The organism is Idiomarina sp. 29L (assembly GCF_004123135.1).
Classification (GTDB): Bacteria; Pseudomonadota; Gammaproteobacteria; order Enterobacterales; family Alteromonadaceae; genus Idiomarina.
Genome location: NZ_SDJS01000001.1, coordinates 53,184 through 67,614, shown reverse-complemented (window position 1 = coordinate 67,614; position 14,431 = coordinate 53,184). Strand labels below are relative to the sequence as shown.

16 protein-coding genes are annotated in these 14,431 nt (G+C 48.4%); 4 read left to right on the top strand and 12 right to left on the bottom strand.

What is annotated here, in order from left to right:
* Positions 1–3 precede the first annotated feature (3 nt).
* From EST55_RS00315 to flhA, 10 genes are read right to left on the bottom strand one after another with little or no spacing between them, the layout of a single operon-like run.
* Complete coding sequence (locus EST55_RS00315) at positions 4–876, bottom strand: chemotaxis protein CheW (RefSeq protein WP_129496113.1); 873 nt, start codon at positions 874–876, stop codon at positions 4–6.
* A gap of 3 nt (positions 877–879) precedes the next feature.
* Positions 880–1,656, bottom strand: coding sequence for a ParA family protein (locus tag EST55_RS00310; protein ID WP_129496112.1), 777 nt, complete (start codon positions 1,654–1,656; stop codon positions 880–882).
* Between the two features lie 12 nt (positions 1,657–1,668).
* On the bottom strand, positions 1,669–2,829 hold the full coding sequence (locus EST55_RS00305) for a chemotaxis response regulator protein-glutamate methylesterase (RefSeq protein ID WP_129496111.1): 1,161 nt from the start codon (positions 2,827–2,829) through the stop codon (positions 1,669–1,671).
* Between the two features lie 15 nt (positions 2,830–2,844).
* Positions 2,845–5,013, bottom strand: coding sequence for a chemotaxis protein CheA (locus EST55_RS00300; protein WP_129496110.1), 2,169 nt, complete (start codon positions 5,011–5,013; stop codon positions 2,845–2,847).
* A 13-nt stretch (positions 5,014–5,026) separates the two neighbouring features.
* On the bottom strand, positions 5,027–5,776 hold the full coding sequence (locus EST55_RS00295; RefSeq protein WP_129496109.1) for a protein phosphatase CheZ: 750 nt from the start codon (positions 5,774–5,776) through the stop codon (positions 5,027–5,029).
* A 13-nt stretch (positions 5,777–5,789) separates the two neighbouring features.
* Positions 5,790–6,173, bottom strand: coding sequence for a chemotaxis response regulator CheY (gene cheY, locus EST55_RS00290; protein WP_053953012.1), 384 nt, complete (start codon positions 6,171–6,173; stop codon positions 5,790–5,792).
* Between the two features lie 36 nt (positions 6,174–6,209).
* Complete coding sequence (locus EST55_RS00285; protein ID WP_129496108.1) at positions 6,210–6,935, bottom strand: RNA polymerase sigma factor FliA; 726 nt, start codon at positions 6,933–6,935, stop codon at positions 6,210–6,212.
* Positions 6,928–7,800: a MinD/ParA family protein gene (locus EST55_RS00280; RefSeq protein ID WP_053952947.1), complete on the bottom strand. Its 873-nt coding sequence runs from the start codon at positions 7,798–7,800 to the stop codon at positions 6,928–6,930. Before EST55_RS00280 ends, EST55_RS00285 begins: the two co-directional genes overlap by 8 nt.
* Positions 7,801–7,856: 56 nt before the next feature.
* Positions 7,857–9,212, bottom strand: a complete 1,356-nt coding sequence (flhF, locus tag EST55_RS00275; RefSeq protein WP_129496107.1) for a flagellar biosynthesis protein FlhF — start codon at positions 9,210–9,212, stop codon at positions 7,857–7,859.
* A 17-nt stretch (positions 9,213–9,229) separates the two neighbouring features.
* On the bottom strand, positions 9,230–11,377 hold the full coding sequence (flhA, locus tag EST55_RS00270) for a flagellar biosynthesis protein FlhA (RefSeq protein ID WP_129496106.1): 2,148 nt from the start codon (positions 11,375–11,377) through the stop codon (positions 9,230–9,232).
* 157 nt (positions 11,378–11,534) lie between these two features.
* On the opposite strand from flhA, the gene EST55_RS00265 reads away from it, so the two are divergent.
* The 4 genes from EST55_RS00265 to EST55_RS00250 are packed head-to-tail and all read left to right on the top strand — an operon-like array spanning position 11,535 to position 13,007.
* Complete coding sequence (locus tag EST55_RS00265; protein ID WP_240665214.1) at positions 11,535–11,951, top strand: prepilin-type N-terminal cleavage/methylation domain-containing protein; 417 nt, start codon at positions 11,535–11,537, stop codon at positions 11,949–11,951.
* Complete coding sequence (locus EST55_RS00260; RefSeq protein WP_129496105.1) at positions 11,945–12,469, top strand: prepilin-type N-terminal cleavage/methylation domain-containing protein; 525 nt, start codon at positions 11,945–11,947, stop codon at positions 12,467–12,469. The genes EST55_RS00265 and EST55_RS00260 overlap by 7 nt, the downstream gene beginning before the upstream one ends.
* Before the next feature lie 18 nt (positions 12,470–12,487).
* Entirely contained in the window at positions 12,488–12,682 is a 195-nt protein-coding gene (locus tag EST55_RS00255; protein WP_100690563.1) for a Type II secretion pathway-like protein, read from the top strand.
* The gene (locus EST55_RS00250) at positions 12,663–13,007 is read left to right on the top strand and encodes a type II secretion system protein (RefSeq protein ID WP_129496104.1); all 345 of its coding nucleotides are present in this window, start codon (positions 12,663–12,665) and stop codon (positions 13,005–13,007) included. The genes EST55_RS00255 and EST55_RS00250 overlap by 20 nt, the downstream gene beginning before the upstream one ends.
* Before the next feature lies 1 nt (position 13,008).
* On the opposite strand, the gene ispH is transcribed toward EST55_RS00250, so the two are convergent.
* Both ispH and fkpB read right to left on the bottom strand, forming a co-directional pair.
* Positions 13,009–13,953: a 4-hydroxy-3-methylbut-2-enyl diphosphate reductase gene (ispH, locus tag EST55_RS00245; protein ID WP_129496103.1), complete on the bottom strand. Its 945-nt coding sequence runs from the start codon at positions 13,951–13,953 to the stop codon at positions 13,009–13,011.
* A gap of 31 nt (positions 13,954–13,984) precedes the next feature.
* Complete coding sequence (gene fkpB / locus EST55_RS00240) at positions 13,985–14,425, bottom strand: FKBP-type peptidyl-prolyl cis-trans isomerase (RefSeq protein WP_058579513.1); 441 nt, start codon at positions 14,423–14,425, stop codon at positions 13,985–13,987.
* Positions 14,426–14,431 lie beyond the last annotated feature (6 nt).

Genomic DNA, 14,431 nt, shown 5'->3' with positions numbered 1-14,431 from the left:
GCGTTATTTGTCTTGCTGGATATGTCCCAGGCCGTTATCCAGAAGTGTAATCAATGCGTTTACATCGAGCAACGCACACATTCTGTCACGAACCACTCCGGCCAGCCACGGCCGCTTATTAGTGCCTTCTTTACGCCATTGAATGGCTTCGGGTTGCAATGGTTCGCTGGTTACCAATTCTTCACACAACAGTCCCCATGGACTGTCATTTAACGTTATAAGATACTGGTAGTCTAATGATTCTTCCAGCTCTTCCGTGTATTTCTCCGGCATAACCCAACGAGCGGTATCGACAACCTGCAGCTTGTCTTCACGCTCTGTCATTATGCCTTTAAACCATTTTGGCTTACCCATCAGCGGGCTGATTTTCCCAACTTGATGAATGCCGCCTAAACTTTTCAGTGGCACCGCCAGTGTTAAACCAGCCACTTTAAAAAACAGCGCCTGGAAATCGTCTTCCATGTACTCAGACATGGCATCTGGCTGCGCGTCTTCCGTTGGCGCCATTTCGTCAATATCTGTATGCGTTGCGACGTCTGTCTCATCGTCAACCTCAACGCTCTCTTCAGTTTCTTCGACTTGTTCAGTGACAACATCCGGCTCAACCTGAGTATCCGCTTCTACCTCGACCTCAGTCTTAGCAAGCGCCTCTCTAGTATCAGTATCGTCCGCTTTTACAGAAACTAAAGGCAATAAGTCTTCATCTCTGTTCAAAGTCACCGACTCTTGTTCGGTCACTTGTTGTATTTTCGGCGCCGCCTGCTCGAGCAGTTTCTTCACAGGCTCGTTATCAAACTCAACCACCTCATCCTCAAGCAGTAACGCATCGAGGTACTCGGTCATTGCCTGTTCACTGCTGGAGTGTTTGCTGTTCATAACTTAGCGAAGCTCCATTTGTTGTAAGTGAATAAGCAATGACTGATAGGCCAGCACACCTCGCGACTTCGGCGCATAAAGTGATGGTGGTGTCTGTTCATTCGACGCATCGCGGAATTTGGTGTCGATAGGGATCATGCCGTTCCAAACCGACTTACCGTACCGGCCAACAAGCTTCTTATACGTCTGTAATGACGCATTGGTTCGTTTGTCGTACAAGGTTGGAATGATAGTATATGGTCGCTCTTCGCCACGTGACTTCTGAATGAGCATAAGCGTACGCATCATTCTGTCCAAACCTTTCAACGCCAGGAATTCCGTCTGCACCGGAATAAGCACTCGATTACAACAGGCTAATGCGTTTACCATGAGCACACCAAGCACCGGCGGGACATCAATAAGCACATAATCGTACTCATCAGCAACAGAGGCTAAGCCTTTTTTTAACACCAGACCCATTCCGCCTTGCGTACCAAGCTTTCGATCCAGTGTCGCTAACGCCATGGTCGCAGGCATAATATTAAGGTTGTCAAACTCAGTCGGCAAAATGCATTGGCGCATCAGTTCGCGGTTAACGTCTTTACCAGCGCTGAATACATCAAAAACACTGTGAGTCAGCTCTTCAGAATCAAAACCAAAATAATAGGTCAGTGAAGCATGAGGGTCAGTGTCAATACATAAAACTCGCTTACCTTGTTCAGCCAATAGCCCCGCCAGAGCGACTGTTGTGGTGGTTTTCCCCACGCCACCTTTCTGGTTAGCTACCGTCCAAACAATCATATACGCACCTTATTAAACGCCGCTGTATCCGACTTCTTTCATGATGGAGCGCGCCATATTATCCAAACTAATACTTTTCGTTGAAATACCCTCTGAGGCAACCGCTTGCGGCATGCCATAAACAACACAGCTGGCCTGATCCTGAGCCCAGATAGTGGCGCCTTGTTGTTTCAACATACGTGAACCTTCACGACCATCAGCCCCCATCCCCGTCAAAATAACGCCCAACACCTTGCCCATATACACTTTTGATAAGCTGGCAAAGGTTAAGTCGACACTGGGTTTATACGTAACGCGGCCACTGGTGTCCTCTTTGACTCGCAGCCGGGCACTGCCGGATCGACCTTCTACCACTAATTGCTTGCCACCCGGCGCCAAGTAAGCCGTGCCAGGGGTTAATACATCGCCATCCTCAGCTTCTTTCACGCGTATCTTACACAACCCGTCCAGGCGCTGAGAAAAGGCTTTAGTAAAAGCCGCTGGCATATGTTGCACCATAACAATGGGGTACGGAAAGTTGCCCGGCAATTGCGTTAGTATTTTCTGCAATGCAACGGGCCCACCGGTCGATGTCCCAATCGCCAAAACTTGATACGCACGATTAATGCTCAAAGAGCCGGCGGCATCTGCTAATCGAGACGATGCTTGACGCTGGCTTTGCCGTTCTTCATTACGTTGTCGAATACGATCCAGCGCCGACACGGGCTCTTTCGGTTTCGCCGGCTCAGCGGTTCGACTTGTTGGTGTACGCGTTATTGTCGGCGTTCTGGCTGAGGGTTGCTTGGCAATGGCCAGTACGCGATCTTGCAGCGTTTTAACCGCTTCATCACGGTTACGAGCGATATCTTCAAACTTCTTAGGTAAGAAGTCCGCAGCGCCAGCTTCTAACGCATTTAGCGTTGCCGTTGCACCTTCGTGAGTCAGTGACGAGAACATTAAAATGGGGCAAGGGTTGCTGCCCATAATGGTTTTTACCGCATCAATGCCGTTCATCACCGGCATTTCAATGTCCATGGTAATAACGTCAGGCTTTAACGCTTTTGCTTGCGCTACCGCCTCCTCGCCATTATTGGCCGAGCCAATGACTTGAATATTTGAGTGTGCTTCCAGAATCTCGGTTACCCGGCGTCTGAAAAACGCCGAGTCGTCCACTACGAGAACTTTAACTGTCATGAACGGTGTGTCCCGTTATCGTTTAGCGTAATACTTCAGCATGCTTGGTACGTCAATAATCAGCGCAATACCACCATCACTGGTAATGGTTGCACCTGCCATACCTGGCGTGCCCTGTAACAGTTTATCCAATGGTTTAATAACCACTTCTTCCTGACCAATGAGCGCATCGACCACAAAACCAACCTGCTGATTGCCAATCTGTACAACCACAACATGGCCGTTTTCATTGCGGCTTGAGCGGTCTGGGTTTCTCACCAGCCAATGCTCAAGGAAGAACAGCGGTATAGCACGGTCACGTACAATCAGTGTTAACTGACCATCGACTGTATTGGTGCGTTTCATATCCAAATCGATAATTTCGCTAACAACCGCCAGTGGCAATGCAAACGTCTGCTCTTTTACTGCCACCATGAGGGTCGGCAAAATAGCTAAGGTTAACGGCACTTTTATCAGTAACTCAGTACCTTTACCCAGCTCTGACTGAATTTTGACACTACCATTTAGCTGGCTGATTTTGGTTTTTACCACGTCCATACCAACGCCACGGCCGGAAATATCAGACACTTGCTCTTTGGTCGAAAAGCCGGCGGCAAAAATCAGGTTGTAAGCGTCTTCGTCGCTTAAGCGTGCGGCTGCGTCGGCATCTAAAATACCTTTGTTAATAGCAATGCCTTTAAGCTTTTCAGCGTCCATACCGGCGCCATCGTCTTTGATCGACAACATGATATGGTCGCCCTCCTGAGAGGCTGACAGTGTCACCGTACCCGCCCTTGGCTTACCGTTGGCCTCACGAACGTCCGGCATTTCAATACCGTGGTCAACCGAGTTGCGCACTAAGTGAACCAGCGGATCAGCCAACGCTTCAACGAGGTTTTTATCCAAGTCGGTGTCTTCGCCGAACATTTCTAAGTTAATTTCTTTTTTCAGGCTGCGTGCTAAGTCACGAACTACCCGAGGGAAGCGACCAAAGACTTTCTTAATTGGCTGCATACGGGTTTTCATGACGGCGCCCTGTAAGTCGCCAGTGACAACATCCAGGTTTGAAATGGCTTTGCCCATTTCGTCATTATCAGAGTCGTCCGAATTGCTCAGACTCAATAAACGGTTGCGCACCAAAACAAGCTCACCAACCATGTTCATAATGTCGTCCAAACGTTTGGTATCGACTCGAACCGTGGTTTCCGCAGCCGGTTGCTGTGGTGCTGCCGGCTTCTTGTCAGCCGGTTTCTCTGCAGCTTTAGGCTTGTCTTCTTTTGCAGCAGGTTTAGGAGCTGGTTTGGCTTTTGGCTCTGGTTTAGGCGCCGCCTTTTTCTCAGGCTTAGGCGTACCTTTTGGCTTTTCTTCTTTGCCGTTATCCACACTCTTCGTCGGTGCCTTGCCAGAACCATGCAGTTCATCTAACAGGGACTCAAACTCATCATCGGTAATTTCATCGCTGTCGGCTGGCTCTTCTTGTTTCTTCTCAGCGCTTTTCGGCGCTTTTCCTGAGCCATGCAGCTCATCTAACAACGACTCAAATTCATCATCGGTAATTTCGTCGTTGTCATTATCAGCCGCAGCTTTCGGCGCATCGGCTTTCTTATCTGATTTGCCAACACCTGGGCCTTTGCCCTCACCGTGCAACTCATCAAGTAAAGCTTCAAATTCATCATCCTGAATTTCGTCTATGCCGCCATCGCCTGAGCTTTTGGTCGCTTCCGCTTTGGGTGCTTCTGGCTCTGGTTCTGGTTCGGGTTCCGGTTCTGGCTCAGCTTCTTCAGCCTGTGCTTCGATAGGCGCCTCGTCTTCAGACTCTGGCTGGCTAAGCTTATGCAATAACTCAAGTAATTTGTCATCGGCTGGGCTAATGTCTTCACGAGCTTGCACCTGTGCAAACTGAGCATTGATAGTATCCAGCGCTTGAAGGATCACGTCCATTAAGTCTGACGTAACCGTGCGCTGACCATTACGCAAAGTATCAAACACGTTTTCAGCACCGTGGCAGGTATCCACTAAGGCAGTGAGCGACAGGAAGCCTGCGCCACCCTTCACGGTATGGAAACCACGGAAAATCGCGTTTAATAAATCTTTGTTTTCTGGGTCGTTTTCTAGCTCAACTAACTGCTCAGACAACTGCTCGAGGATTTCTCCCGCCTCGATCAAAAAGTCCTGCAGTATGTCTTCATCCATATCAAAGCTCATGCGACTGATGCTCCTAGAAACCTAAACTGGACAATAAATCGTCCACTTCGTCTTGCCCACCAACAACGTCATCACGTTTATCGGCATCAATAATTGGGCCTTCTGCCTCACTAGCACTTTTCTGCTTTGAAGATTCAGCTTTTTCCGCTTCTCTGCGTGCTTCTTCTTTGCCGAATATTTTTAACAGTTCAATGAGGTTTTTCTCGACGTCTTCAACCAATTGAATGACTCGTCGAATGACCTGCCCGGTAATGTCTTGATAATCCTGAGCCATAAGTACTTCGGTCATAAGCCCATGCACTTGTGGCATATTTTCACCACAGCGCTTAAGTACATCATCGACCTCATGACACAAAGACTTGAATTCATTTATCTCAATATCGTTGCTCATCAACCGATTCCAAACCGGCATGACACTTTCAACGCGCTGGTGCATGTCGTCAGCCATCGGCAAACACGCCTCTACCGCATCCATTGTTCGGTTCGCGGCATCTTCTGTTTTTTGAATAACGTACTGTAAACGGTTTTGCGCATCAGGAAGATCATCTTCTGTCATTTGCACAATGCGAGGGTCCAGTTGGAAGTCCTGCAATGCTTCGTGGAGGTCTCGCGTCAGCTGACCCACTGAAGTAAACAGTTTGTCGTTGCGACGGTTGTATACGTCTTCCAGAAGTTGATTGGCTTGTTGCTGCTTTCCCTCTTCCAGCAAAGACACGAGTTCTTTAGCCTGCTCGAGGGAAATATCATGGGCTTTATCAGACATGGTCATAGCCCTTTTAGCTAATGCGTTCGAAAATCTTGTCGAGCTTTTCTTTTAACGTCACAGCGGTGAATGGTTTTACGATGTAGCCATTAACACCTGCCTGCGCTGCAGCAATGATTTGTTCGCGTTTTGCTTCCGCCGTTACCATGAGTACCGGCAAGTGCGACAGATTATCGTCTTTACGAATTTCTTTTAGCAGATCGATACCTTGCATGCCCGGCATGTTCCAGTCGGTCACGACAAAGTCAAAATCGCCGTTTTGCAACATAGGCAGAGCCGTGTTGCCGTCATCGGCTTCCTGAATATTCGTAAAACCAAGGTCACGAAGTAAGTTCTTAATGATTCGTCTCATTGTAGAAAAGTCATCTACAACGAGAATTTTCATATTTTTATCCAAAGCACCCTCCACTGAGGCTCTCGATTACCACCAAAATTATTCAACCCAATTCTGCATTCGCGACTTGAGCCGCACCATTGCCTGACTGTGAATTTGGCTGACGCGAGATTCACTCACACTCAGCACTTCACCTATCTCTTTCAAGTTCAATTCTTCATCATAATACAATGAAAGCACTAAAGCTTCACGCTCTGGTAACGAAGAAATTGTCGATACCAGGGCTTTATGAAACGCTGCGTTTTCAACATCTCGCTGCGGCTCGTACGCTGAGCCTGTCACTTGCTCGGGCATTAGAGCGTCTTCTGAAACACCTAAATCTTCAATACCTATAATGCGTCCCGAACTCACATCTCTTAAAATGGCGTGATATTCATCCAGACTCATGCCCAGCTTACTGGCAACTTCTGTATCTTTTGCGTCACGACCGGTGTCATTCTCTACCTGCCGTATGGCCTCTAGTACGCGGCGATGATTTCTGTGAACTGAGCGCGGAGCCCAGTCACCACGTCGAATTTCATCCAACATAGCGCCACGAATACGTATTCCGGCAAAGGTCTCAAAACTGGCGCCTTTGCTGTTATCAAAATTCCGTGCCGCTTCTAATAAGCCTATCATGCCCGCTTGAATTAAGTCATCGACTTGCACACTGGCGGGTAGTCTCGCCATCATGTGATGCGCAATTCGCTTAACCAGCCCCGTATGCTGCTCAATAATAGCGTTACGGTTGTCGGCTGTTGCGGTATAAGCGGCGGCTTTATTCATTGGCAACATCCCGCTTACTCCCGTTATCGGCAGAAGTTATCAATTGCTCAAGGAAAAATTCTAAATGCCCTCCTGCCTGAGCAGGAATTGGCCAATCCAGAGCCTTCTTCGCTAATGCTTTAAACGCCAGTGACGCCGGCGATTTGGGATACGCCAACACCATTGGTTGTTGTTTTCTAACGGCCAACCGCAAATTTTCGTCGTGAGGAACTATCGCTGCTAACTCTAATGCCACATCGAGGAAACGATCCGTGACCTTAGTCAACTTATTGAACAGTACTTGCCCTTCGCGCATATTGCGAACCATATTGGCAACCACTTTGAATTTAAACAGTCCTTGTTCACGACTTAACACTTTAATAAGTGCGTAAGCATCGGTGATTGAAGTAGGTTCATCGCAGACAACCACAAGGACATCCTGCGAAGCGCGGGCAAAGCTGACCACGGTGTTTCCAATACCCGCCGCCGTATCGACAATAAGAACGTCGTAGTTTCCCTGCAGTTGGCTAAACGCCCGAATAAGACCGGCGTGCTCTGACTCGCTCAAGTCAACCATAGAGCGGGTTCCTGAGGTCGCTGGGACAATTTTTATGCCACCTGGCCCTTCAATTAAAATATCTTCCAGTTCGCATTGGCCGCTCAGTACATGAGACAGGTTGCGCTCAACACGCAAGCCCAGCATGACGTCGACATTAGCCAAGCCAAGGTCGGCATCAAGTACCAGTACTCGTTTTCCCTGCTTCGCCATAGCAATGGCCATATTCAGTGAGACGTTGGTTTTACCCACGCCACCTTTACCACCTGTGACTGCTATGACTTTTACTTTTGACTGTTTCATTCTTCGCAGACCGCTTGCTTGATCCATCGGGCGTATCTCTTATTTTACATCTTCGACAACAGCGTCATTGTATAACGGCTCACTCAGCGAGAAAACGCCGCATTCCAGTACGATTTTGGCACGTCTGATACCGAGGAACAAATGCTTTTGTCCATTAACCGCTCGGCTTCAGATACCAGGTAATTTGCATCGGCAACTTTAATGTCTTCAGGTACTTGCTGACCGTTGGTGACATATCCAACCGGCAGGCCGTACTCAATTGCCACACTGATACTTTCTCCTAAACTTAAGCATTCGTCCAGTTTGGTAAAAATGCAACCCGACAAAGGTAGTGTTTTGAATTGTTTAACGGCGTCATTTAACACTTGGCTTTGTGAGGTTGCCGACAATACCAGATAAGGTCGAATTCTCAGGCGGGTATTCTGGATAAGCTGACCCAATTGCTCGCTTAAGCGCTTGTCGCGCTGACCCATACCTGCCGTATCAATTAAAATCAGGCTCTTATCACGTAGCGACAGTAATGAATCCGCTAGCTCTTTTGCATCTTTTGCCACTTTTACCGGACAGCCAATAATACGTCCGTAAGTCTGTAATTGTTCACTGGCACCAATTCGGAAGGTGTCAGTGGTAATTAAAGCAACTTTGTCAGAGCCATGACGCTGAGCGTAACGGGCCGCCAGCTTAGCAATAGTGGTGGTTTTACCAACGCCGGTAGGACCAACTAGTGCCACTGCACCGCCGCGTGTCAAAATATCGTCATTGGTGGTATTCAACTGACCTTCCAACAGATGCATGGTTTGCTCCCAGGCATCCTCGTCTGAGCTGCTTTCAGGAATAAAACAAGCAATCTGATCCGCGATGCGTTCACTCAACCCCATCGTCATAAGTCGTTGCATCAACATGGCGCGCACTGGCTCTTCGCGATCCATCTCTTGCTTCATGAGACCGCTTAACTGGTGCTCTAACAACTGGCGAATACCTTTCACTTGTGAGCGCAGCTCTGCGATTGCTTCCGAGTCGTTGCTGTCCGGCGTATTCACTTGCTCAGGAAAGACATCCGCTTGTGAAGGCTCTTGTTGAGCCGATGCTGCCTGATGCGCCATTTGGTGATAAGCGTCGTGCTTTGCTGCCGTTTCAGGTTGACCGGTCATCTGTTCTGCCGCTTGCGAAGACGTTTGCGAAGGCGCGGCATTTTGACGCTGCAACAATTCAGCCAACGACTGAGCCGGTGCTTCCGACTCTTGCTTTGGTGCCTGAGTATTTGCGGAGGTCTCTGGAGCCGCTTCTGGTGCTCGTGCGTCCGGGTCAACAGCCGCCACTAATTCAATACCACCGTTCACCTTTTTATTGGATAGAATAATCGCATCAGCGCCTAAGGTTTCTTTAACCTGCTGTAAGCCTCGACGCATATCCTCTGCAAAAAAGCGTTTAATTTTCACAAGCGACTCCCGTTGTCTTAGGTAGCGGTTTGTTCACCACTGTTTTGTTGTCCACCAATTGAGCTGACAATGCGAATTTGTTTGTCATCCGGAATTTCCTGATACGACAACACTCGCATACCATCGGTAGCGTGGCGCGCAAATCGCGCCATCGTTGAGCGTAGTAGCCCGGATGTCAGCAACACAGACGGCTCTCCGTTCATTTCCTGCTGCTGATGCGTTTCGCGTAACGACTGTTGCAAGCGTTCGGCTAAACCTGGTTCAATGCCTGCACCTTGCTGATTTCCGTCGTTACCAGCCATCTGCAGTGACTGATGCAACATCTGTTCCAACTCTGGCGCCAAAGTTATGACAGGCAGTTCGGTTTCGCCTTCTGAGATATCCTGAACAATCAAACGGCGCAGAGAAATTCGTACGGCAGCCGTTAATACATCCGGATCCTGACTGCGTCCAGCGTACTCAACCAAGGTTTGTACAATGGTGCGCATATCGCGTATAGCAATGCCTTCATCCAGCAAGTTCTGCAGCACTTTGACAAAATTACCCAGTGACAATAAGTCAGGAATAAGTCCTTCCACCAATTTCGGATGCGTGCGACCCAGGCGATCCAACAGCTCCTGTGCTTCTTCATGACCAAGTAACTGCGATGCGTGATTCGTGACAATTTGACTTAAGTGAGTGGCCACTACCGTTGCAGCATCCACCACGGTATAACCTAAGGTTTGCGCGTGCTCTTTTTGCTCCGGGCGTATCCATACTGCGTCCAGACCGAACGCCGGATCCGTGGTTTTTTCACCTTCAAGTTCCCCGAAGACCTGACCCGGATTAATAGCCAGCTCCCAGTCATGACGAATTTCTGCTTCACCCATGGTCACACCCATTAGGGTAATTCGGTAACTGTTCGGCCCTAAGTCGAGGTTATCCCGAATATGCACCGCGGGTACCAGGAAGCCGAATTCCTGCGACTGCTTCTTACGCACCCCTTTAATGCGAGATAGGAGTTCGCCGCCCTGCTGTTTGTCTACCAGAGGAATAAGTCGATACCCCACTTCCAGACCAATGGTGTCAACATGGCGTACATCGTCCCAGGACAACTCTTTTTGTTGTGCTTGTTGAACTTGTTGCTCTTGCTCTTTTTCAACCAGTTCGCCCTGCTCGACCTTATTCTTTTTCAGTTTGAAATACGCCGCGCCAGCCAGAACCGCCGACATGCTTAGAAACGCTAAATGCGGCATGCCCGGAATAACACCCATAGCGAACAATACTGAACTGGAAATAACCAGTACTTTCGGGTTGTCGAGCAACTGCAGAACGACTGCGTCACCCATGTCTTTGCTGTCATTTTCGCGGGTAATAATAATTGCAGTCGCAACAGACAGTAACAGCGCTGGAATTTGGGCGACCAAGCCGTCACCAATGGTCAGTAGCGTGTAGACTTCTACCGCTTCACCGAAGGTCAGTCCGTACTGGATCATACCAATGAGCAGACCACCAACAATGTTGATAAGCAGAATAAGAATACCGGCGATGGCGTCGCCTTTAACAAATTTACTGGCACCGTCCATCGAGCCGTAGAAGTCAGCTTCCCGGGTGACGTCACTGCGTCGCTGTTTGGCTTCTTCCTGGTTAATAAGGCCGGCGTTCAAGTCCGCGTCAATGGCCATTTGTTTACCTGGCATGGCGTCCAACGTAAAGCGAGCGGTTACTTCGGATATACGCCCCGCACCTTTAGTAATAACCACGAAGTTAATAATAACGAGAATGGCGAAGACCACTAAACCAACGGTGTAGTTACCGCCGATGACAACACTACCAAAGGCTTCAATGACGCTACCTGCTGCGCCCGGCCCATTGTGGCCCTCGAGTAAAACGATACGTGTCGATGCCACGTTTAAGCTAAGCCGCAGTACTGTGGCGATAAGCAGAACTGTCGGAAAGGCAGCGAAATCCAGTGGTCGTTGGGTATAAACCGCAACCAGCATAACCACTAGCGATAGTGTAATAGAGAACGAAAACAGAATATCCAGCACCATTGCCGGAATAGGCAGCACCACCATCGCCAAAATGGCCATAATGGCTAAAGGCGTACCAAAACCCTTAATTAAATGGGCATTGTTTTGCGTGAAATTTCTTAAACTTACTAACTTTTCGGCACCGCTCGCCATACGTCTTCCTGTTGCGTCAAAAAGTTGAACCTGTGGTGTTTTATTCAAGAATCGAGCCAGCTTTTTAAATAGTTTCTGACAATACGGTGCGAGCTAGCTTACAGACATTTTTTGGCTTGCGGCTAAACTATCTGCACTTCGAATAACAGGGGGCTCTGTGCGCGGTTACTCCTTAATTGAATTGCTGATTGCATTGGCTATAACGGCTGGGTTAGGTGCCTTGTCGATGCCTTTGTTCAAACAGCAGACTGAAAGTTTACTACTGCAACAGGCGAGCTCTCGGTGGCTGTCGTATTTACACCAAGTCAAAGCAAAAGCACAACGAGCGGAAGACAATATAATGGCAGATCTCGCGCCTCTCGAAGGTCGTTCAAATGTGTTTGAGCTGGCAACGGAGTCGACTTATAGCTCAACAAGCCCGTTAGTATTCTACGGTGTTTCTGGCGGTGCCTCGCCCGGTCATATTCGCATTATGAACAATAGCAATACCGTGAAAGTTATTATTAGCAGTAAAGGACGTATTCGTTCCTGTGTCAGTCATGGATCGTCTTTGCCGAGTTTGTCCTTATGCTAGACAGGAACCTTGCTCAAAAAAGTCATGGGTACAGCTTAATTGAAGTGATTATTGCTGCGTCACTGGGAGCCATTATTGTCATGACCGCACAACAACTATTGCAATGGCAGAAAGGCGCTCAACATAGCTCGATATCGAAGGCAGTTTTTATGTTGAACGGGCAGGCGGTTGCAGGGGAGTTTTTTAGCAGTTTAAGCAACACGGTGGTTGACGGCATGCAAAGCCCAGAGCGTGGTTGCTACGTCTTCCCGACACAAGACGGAGCCTCTGTCGGCTTTCGGGTTAGACATTATCAGTTGCAGCATAACCCAATGACACTGGACTGTGCGGGTTATGGTTGGCAGTCATTGACCGACAGAGCCCAGTTTAAGGTTTTGGAGTTATTGGTTGAAACCAGCGCTTCATTAACTCATGAAGACAGCTCTAAATTATTTATTACCCTGTCGACTTCACGAGACACAAAAGAAGGTATTCAGGAACAGCAATTTAAGCGGACAATTACCGTTTTTCCTCAGTAACAGAAATGGATATTCATTATGAAAGCGAAAGGATTCGCGTTGATACTGACGTTAGTGACACTCATAAGCCTGAGCTCCGCGAGCTTGGCCGCCTTGTTATTTTACGCACAAATGGTGGAGGCTCAACAAGCGCACCAATGGCAAGTGCTTTCTAAACAAATTGAGGCAGACTTTAACCAACAAAAGGCGCTTTATGAGTCAGCGCAGCAGTAAAGGTTTTTCACTGGTTGAGACATTAGTGGCTTCCGCACTTGTGGCTATTTGGGCTGTGAGCAGCCAGCAGCTGTTGCAGGTTGGGTTGGCTGCTATTAAGAGAGCTGAGCGCAAAGCCCTATCTGTTGAGGTTTTAAATAGTTATATACAGGACTCTCACCGTACTTGGAAAAATGGCTCTCCTCCTGCACCTGAAGCCAAGGTTAACGGATTTCTTATCAACTCCATTATTAACTTAATAGACGAGAACAATGCTTCAGTTGATACCGAAGTAACCTGGGGCGAAGACAACTCTTACTCGTTACAAATCTGGTTGTCTCGATAAACTAAGCCGCTGGATGAGGTCTTAACTCTGGTGGAATAGAGAAAGTGATGTTTTCTTCGCGACCACTGAGCTCTACGGCGGTTTTGCCGCCCCAGGACTGAAGCTTGGCAATAACTTCCTGCACCAATACTTCAGGTGCTGATGCGCCGGCTGTGACAGCGACTTTCTCTTTGTCTTCAAGCCACGACTTATCGATACAGCTGGCATCATCAATTAAATAAGCCGGTGTGCCCATCTTTTCTGACAGCTCACGCAAACGGTTTGAGTTCGAGCTATTACGAGCACCGACGACCAGCATTATATCCGCGTCACTGGCCAGCTCACGCACAGCATCCTGACGGTTTTGTGTTGCGTAGCAAATGTCGTCTTTACGAGGACCGTTAATATCAGGAAACTTTTGACGCAGGGCTTCAATAACATCAGCGGTGTCATCAACCGACAACGTTGTTTGGCTCATATAATGAAGGTTTTTCGGGTCTTTCACTTCCAGCTTTTCAACATCTTCCGGCGACTCAACCAGATAAATACCGCCGTTTTCATTTTTATACTGACCCATTGTGCCTTCAACTTCCGGGTGGCCGGCATGACCAATGAGCACACACTCGTGTCCTTTGCGGCTGGCACGGGTGACTTCCATATGTACTTTGGTTACCAGAGGACACGTGGCATCAAACACTTTTAAACCGCGATCTTTGGCTTCCTGACGCACCGCCTGAGAAACGCCGTGAGCACTGAAAATCACAATATGATCGTCTGGCACTTCATGCAGCTCTTCAACAAAAATAGCGCCTGCGTCACGTAGTTTATTGACGACGTATTTGTTGTGAACCACCTCATGACGCACATAAATTGGCGGCTCAAAAATCTCTAAAGCACGCTCAACAATGGTTATGGCTCTATCAACACCTGCACAAAAGCCACGTGGGTTCGCCAACAAAATCTGCATATGTCCTCCTGCGTTCAACCGACTCCGTCAGTTACGGCTCAACGCTGATAATTTCTACTTCAAAAATCACCGTCTGGCCTGCCAGCGGGTGATTAAAATCGATAGTCACTGTTGGACCTTCAATTTTTCGAACAATTCCCGGTAAATCCGTTCCATCCGGCTGGGTAAAGGCTAAAATAGCGCCAACCTCAGGCTTAGTGTCATCACTAAACTTAGCCGAATCAACGTAGTAATAGTTGTCCGGGTTAGGCTCTCCAAAAGCGTCCTTAGGCTCCAACGTGAATTCACGCTCAGCGCCTTCACGAAGCCCTACTAAACAGGCTTCAAAATTTTCCGTTAAGCTACCGTCGCCCATACGGAACTTGGCCGGTTTACCCGACATTTTCGTACTGTCTGCAACCGACCCGTCGGTCAGCTTAATGGTAAAGTGCATGACCACTTCGCGGCCATGCTCAATTGGTAAACGACTCAAAACGTA

Bases quoted from the DNA above. Each gene is read 5' to 3' on its own strand.
- EST55_RS00315 (WP_129496113.1), bottom strand. From the start codon at position 876: ATGAACAGCAAACACTCCAGCAGTGAACAGGCAATGACCGAGTACCTC.
- EST55_RS00310 (WP_129496112.1), bottom strand. From the start codon at position 1,656: ATGATTGTTTGGACGGTAGCTAACCAGAAAGGTGGCGTGGGGAAAACC.
- EST55_RS00305 (WP_129496111.1), bottom strand. From the start codon at position 2,829: ATGACAGTTAAAGTTCTCGTAGTGGACGACTCGGCGTTTTTCAGACGC.
- EST55_RS00300 (WP_129496110.1), bottom strand. From the start codon at position 5,013: ATGAGCTTTGATATGGATGAAGACATACTGCAGGACTTTTTGATCGAG.
- EST55_RS00295 (WP_129496109.1), bottom strand. From the start codon at position 5,776: ATGTCTGATAAAGCCCATGATATTTCCCTCGAGCAGGCTAAAGAACTC.
- EST55_RS00285 (WP_129496108.1), bottom strand. From the start codon at position 6,935: ATGAATAAAGCCGCCGCTTATACCGCAACAGCCGACAACCGTAACGCT.
- EST55_RS00280 (WP_053952947.1), bottom strand. From the start codon at position 7,800: ATGGATCAAGCAAGCGGTCTGCGAAGAATGAAACAGTCAAAAGTAAAA.
- flhA (WP_129496106.1), bottom strand. From the start codon at position 11,377: ATGGCGAGCGGTGCCGAAAAGTTAGTAAGTTTAAGAAATTTCACGCAA.
- EST55_RS00260 (WP_129496105.1), top strand. From the start codon at position 11,945: ATGCTAGACAGGAACCTTGCTCAAAAAAGTCATGGGTACAGCTTAATT.
- EST55_RS00255 (WP_100690563.1), top strand. From the start codon at position 12,488: ATGAAAGCGAAAGGATTCGCGTTGATACTGACGTTAGTGACACTCATA.
- EST55_RS00250 (WP_129496104.1), top strand. From the start codon at position 12,663: ATGAGTCAGCGCAGCAGTAAAGGTTTTTCACTGGTTGAGACATTAGTG.
- ispH (WP_129496103.1), bottom strand. From the start codon at position 13,953: ATGCAGATTTTGTTGGCGAACCCACGTGGCTTTTGTGCAGGTGTTGAT.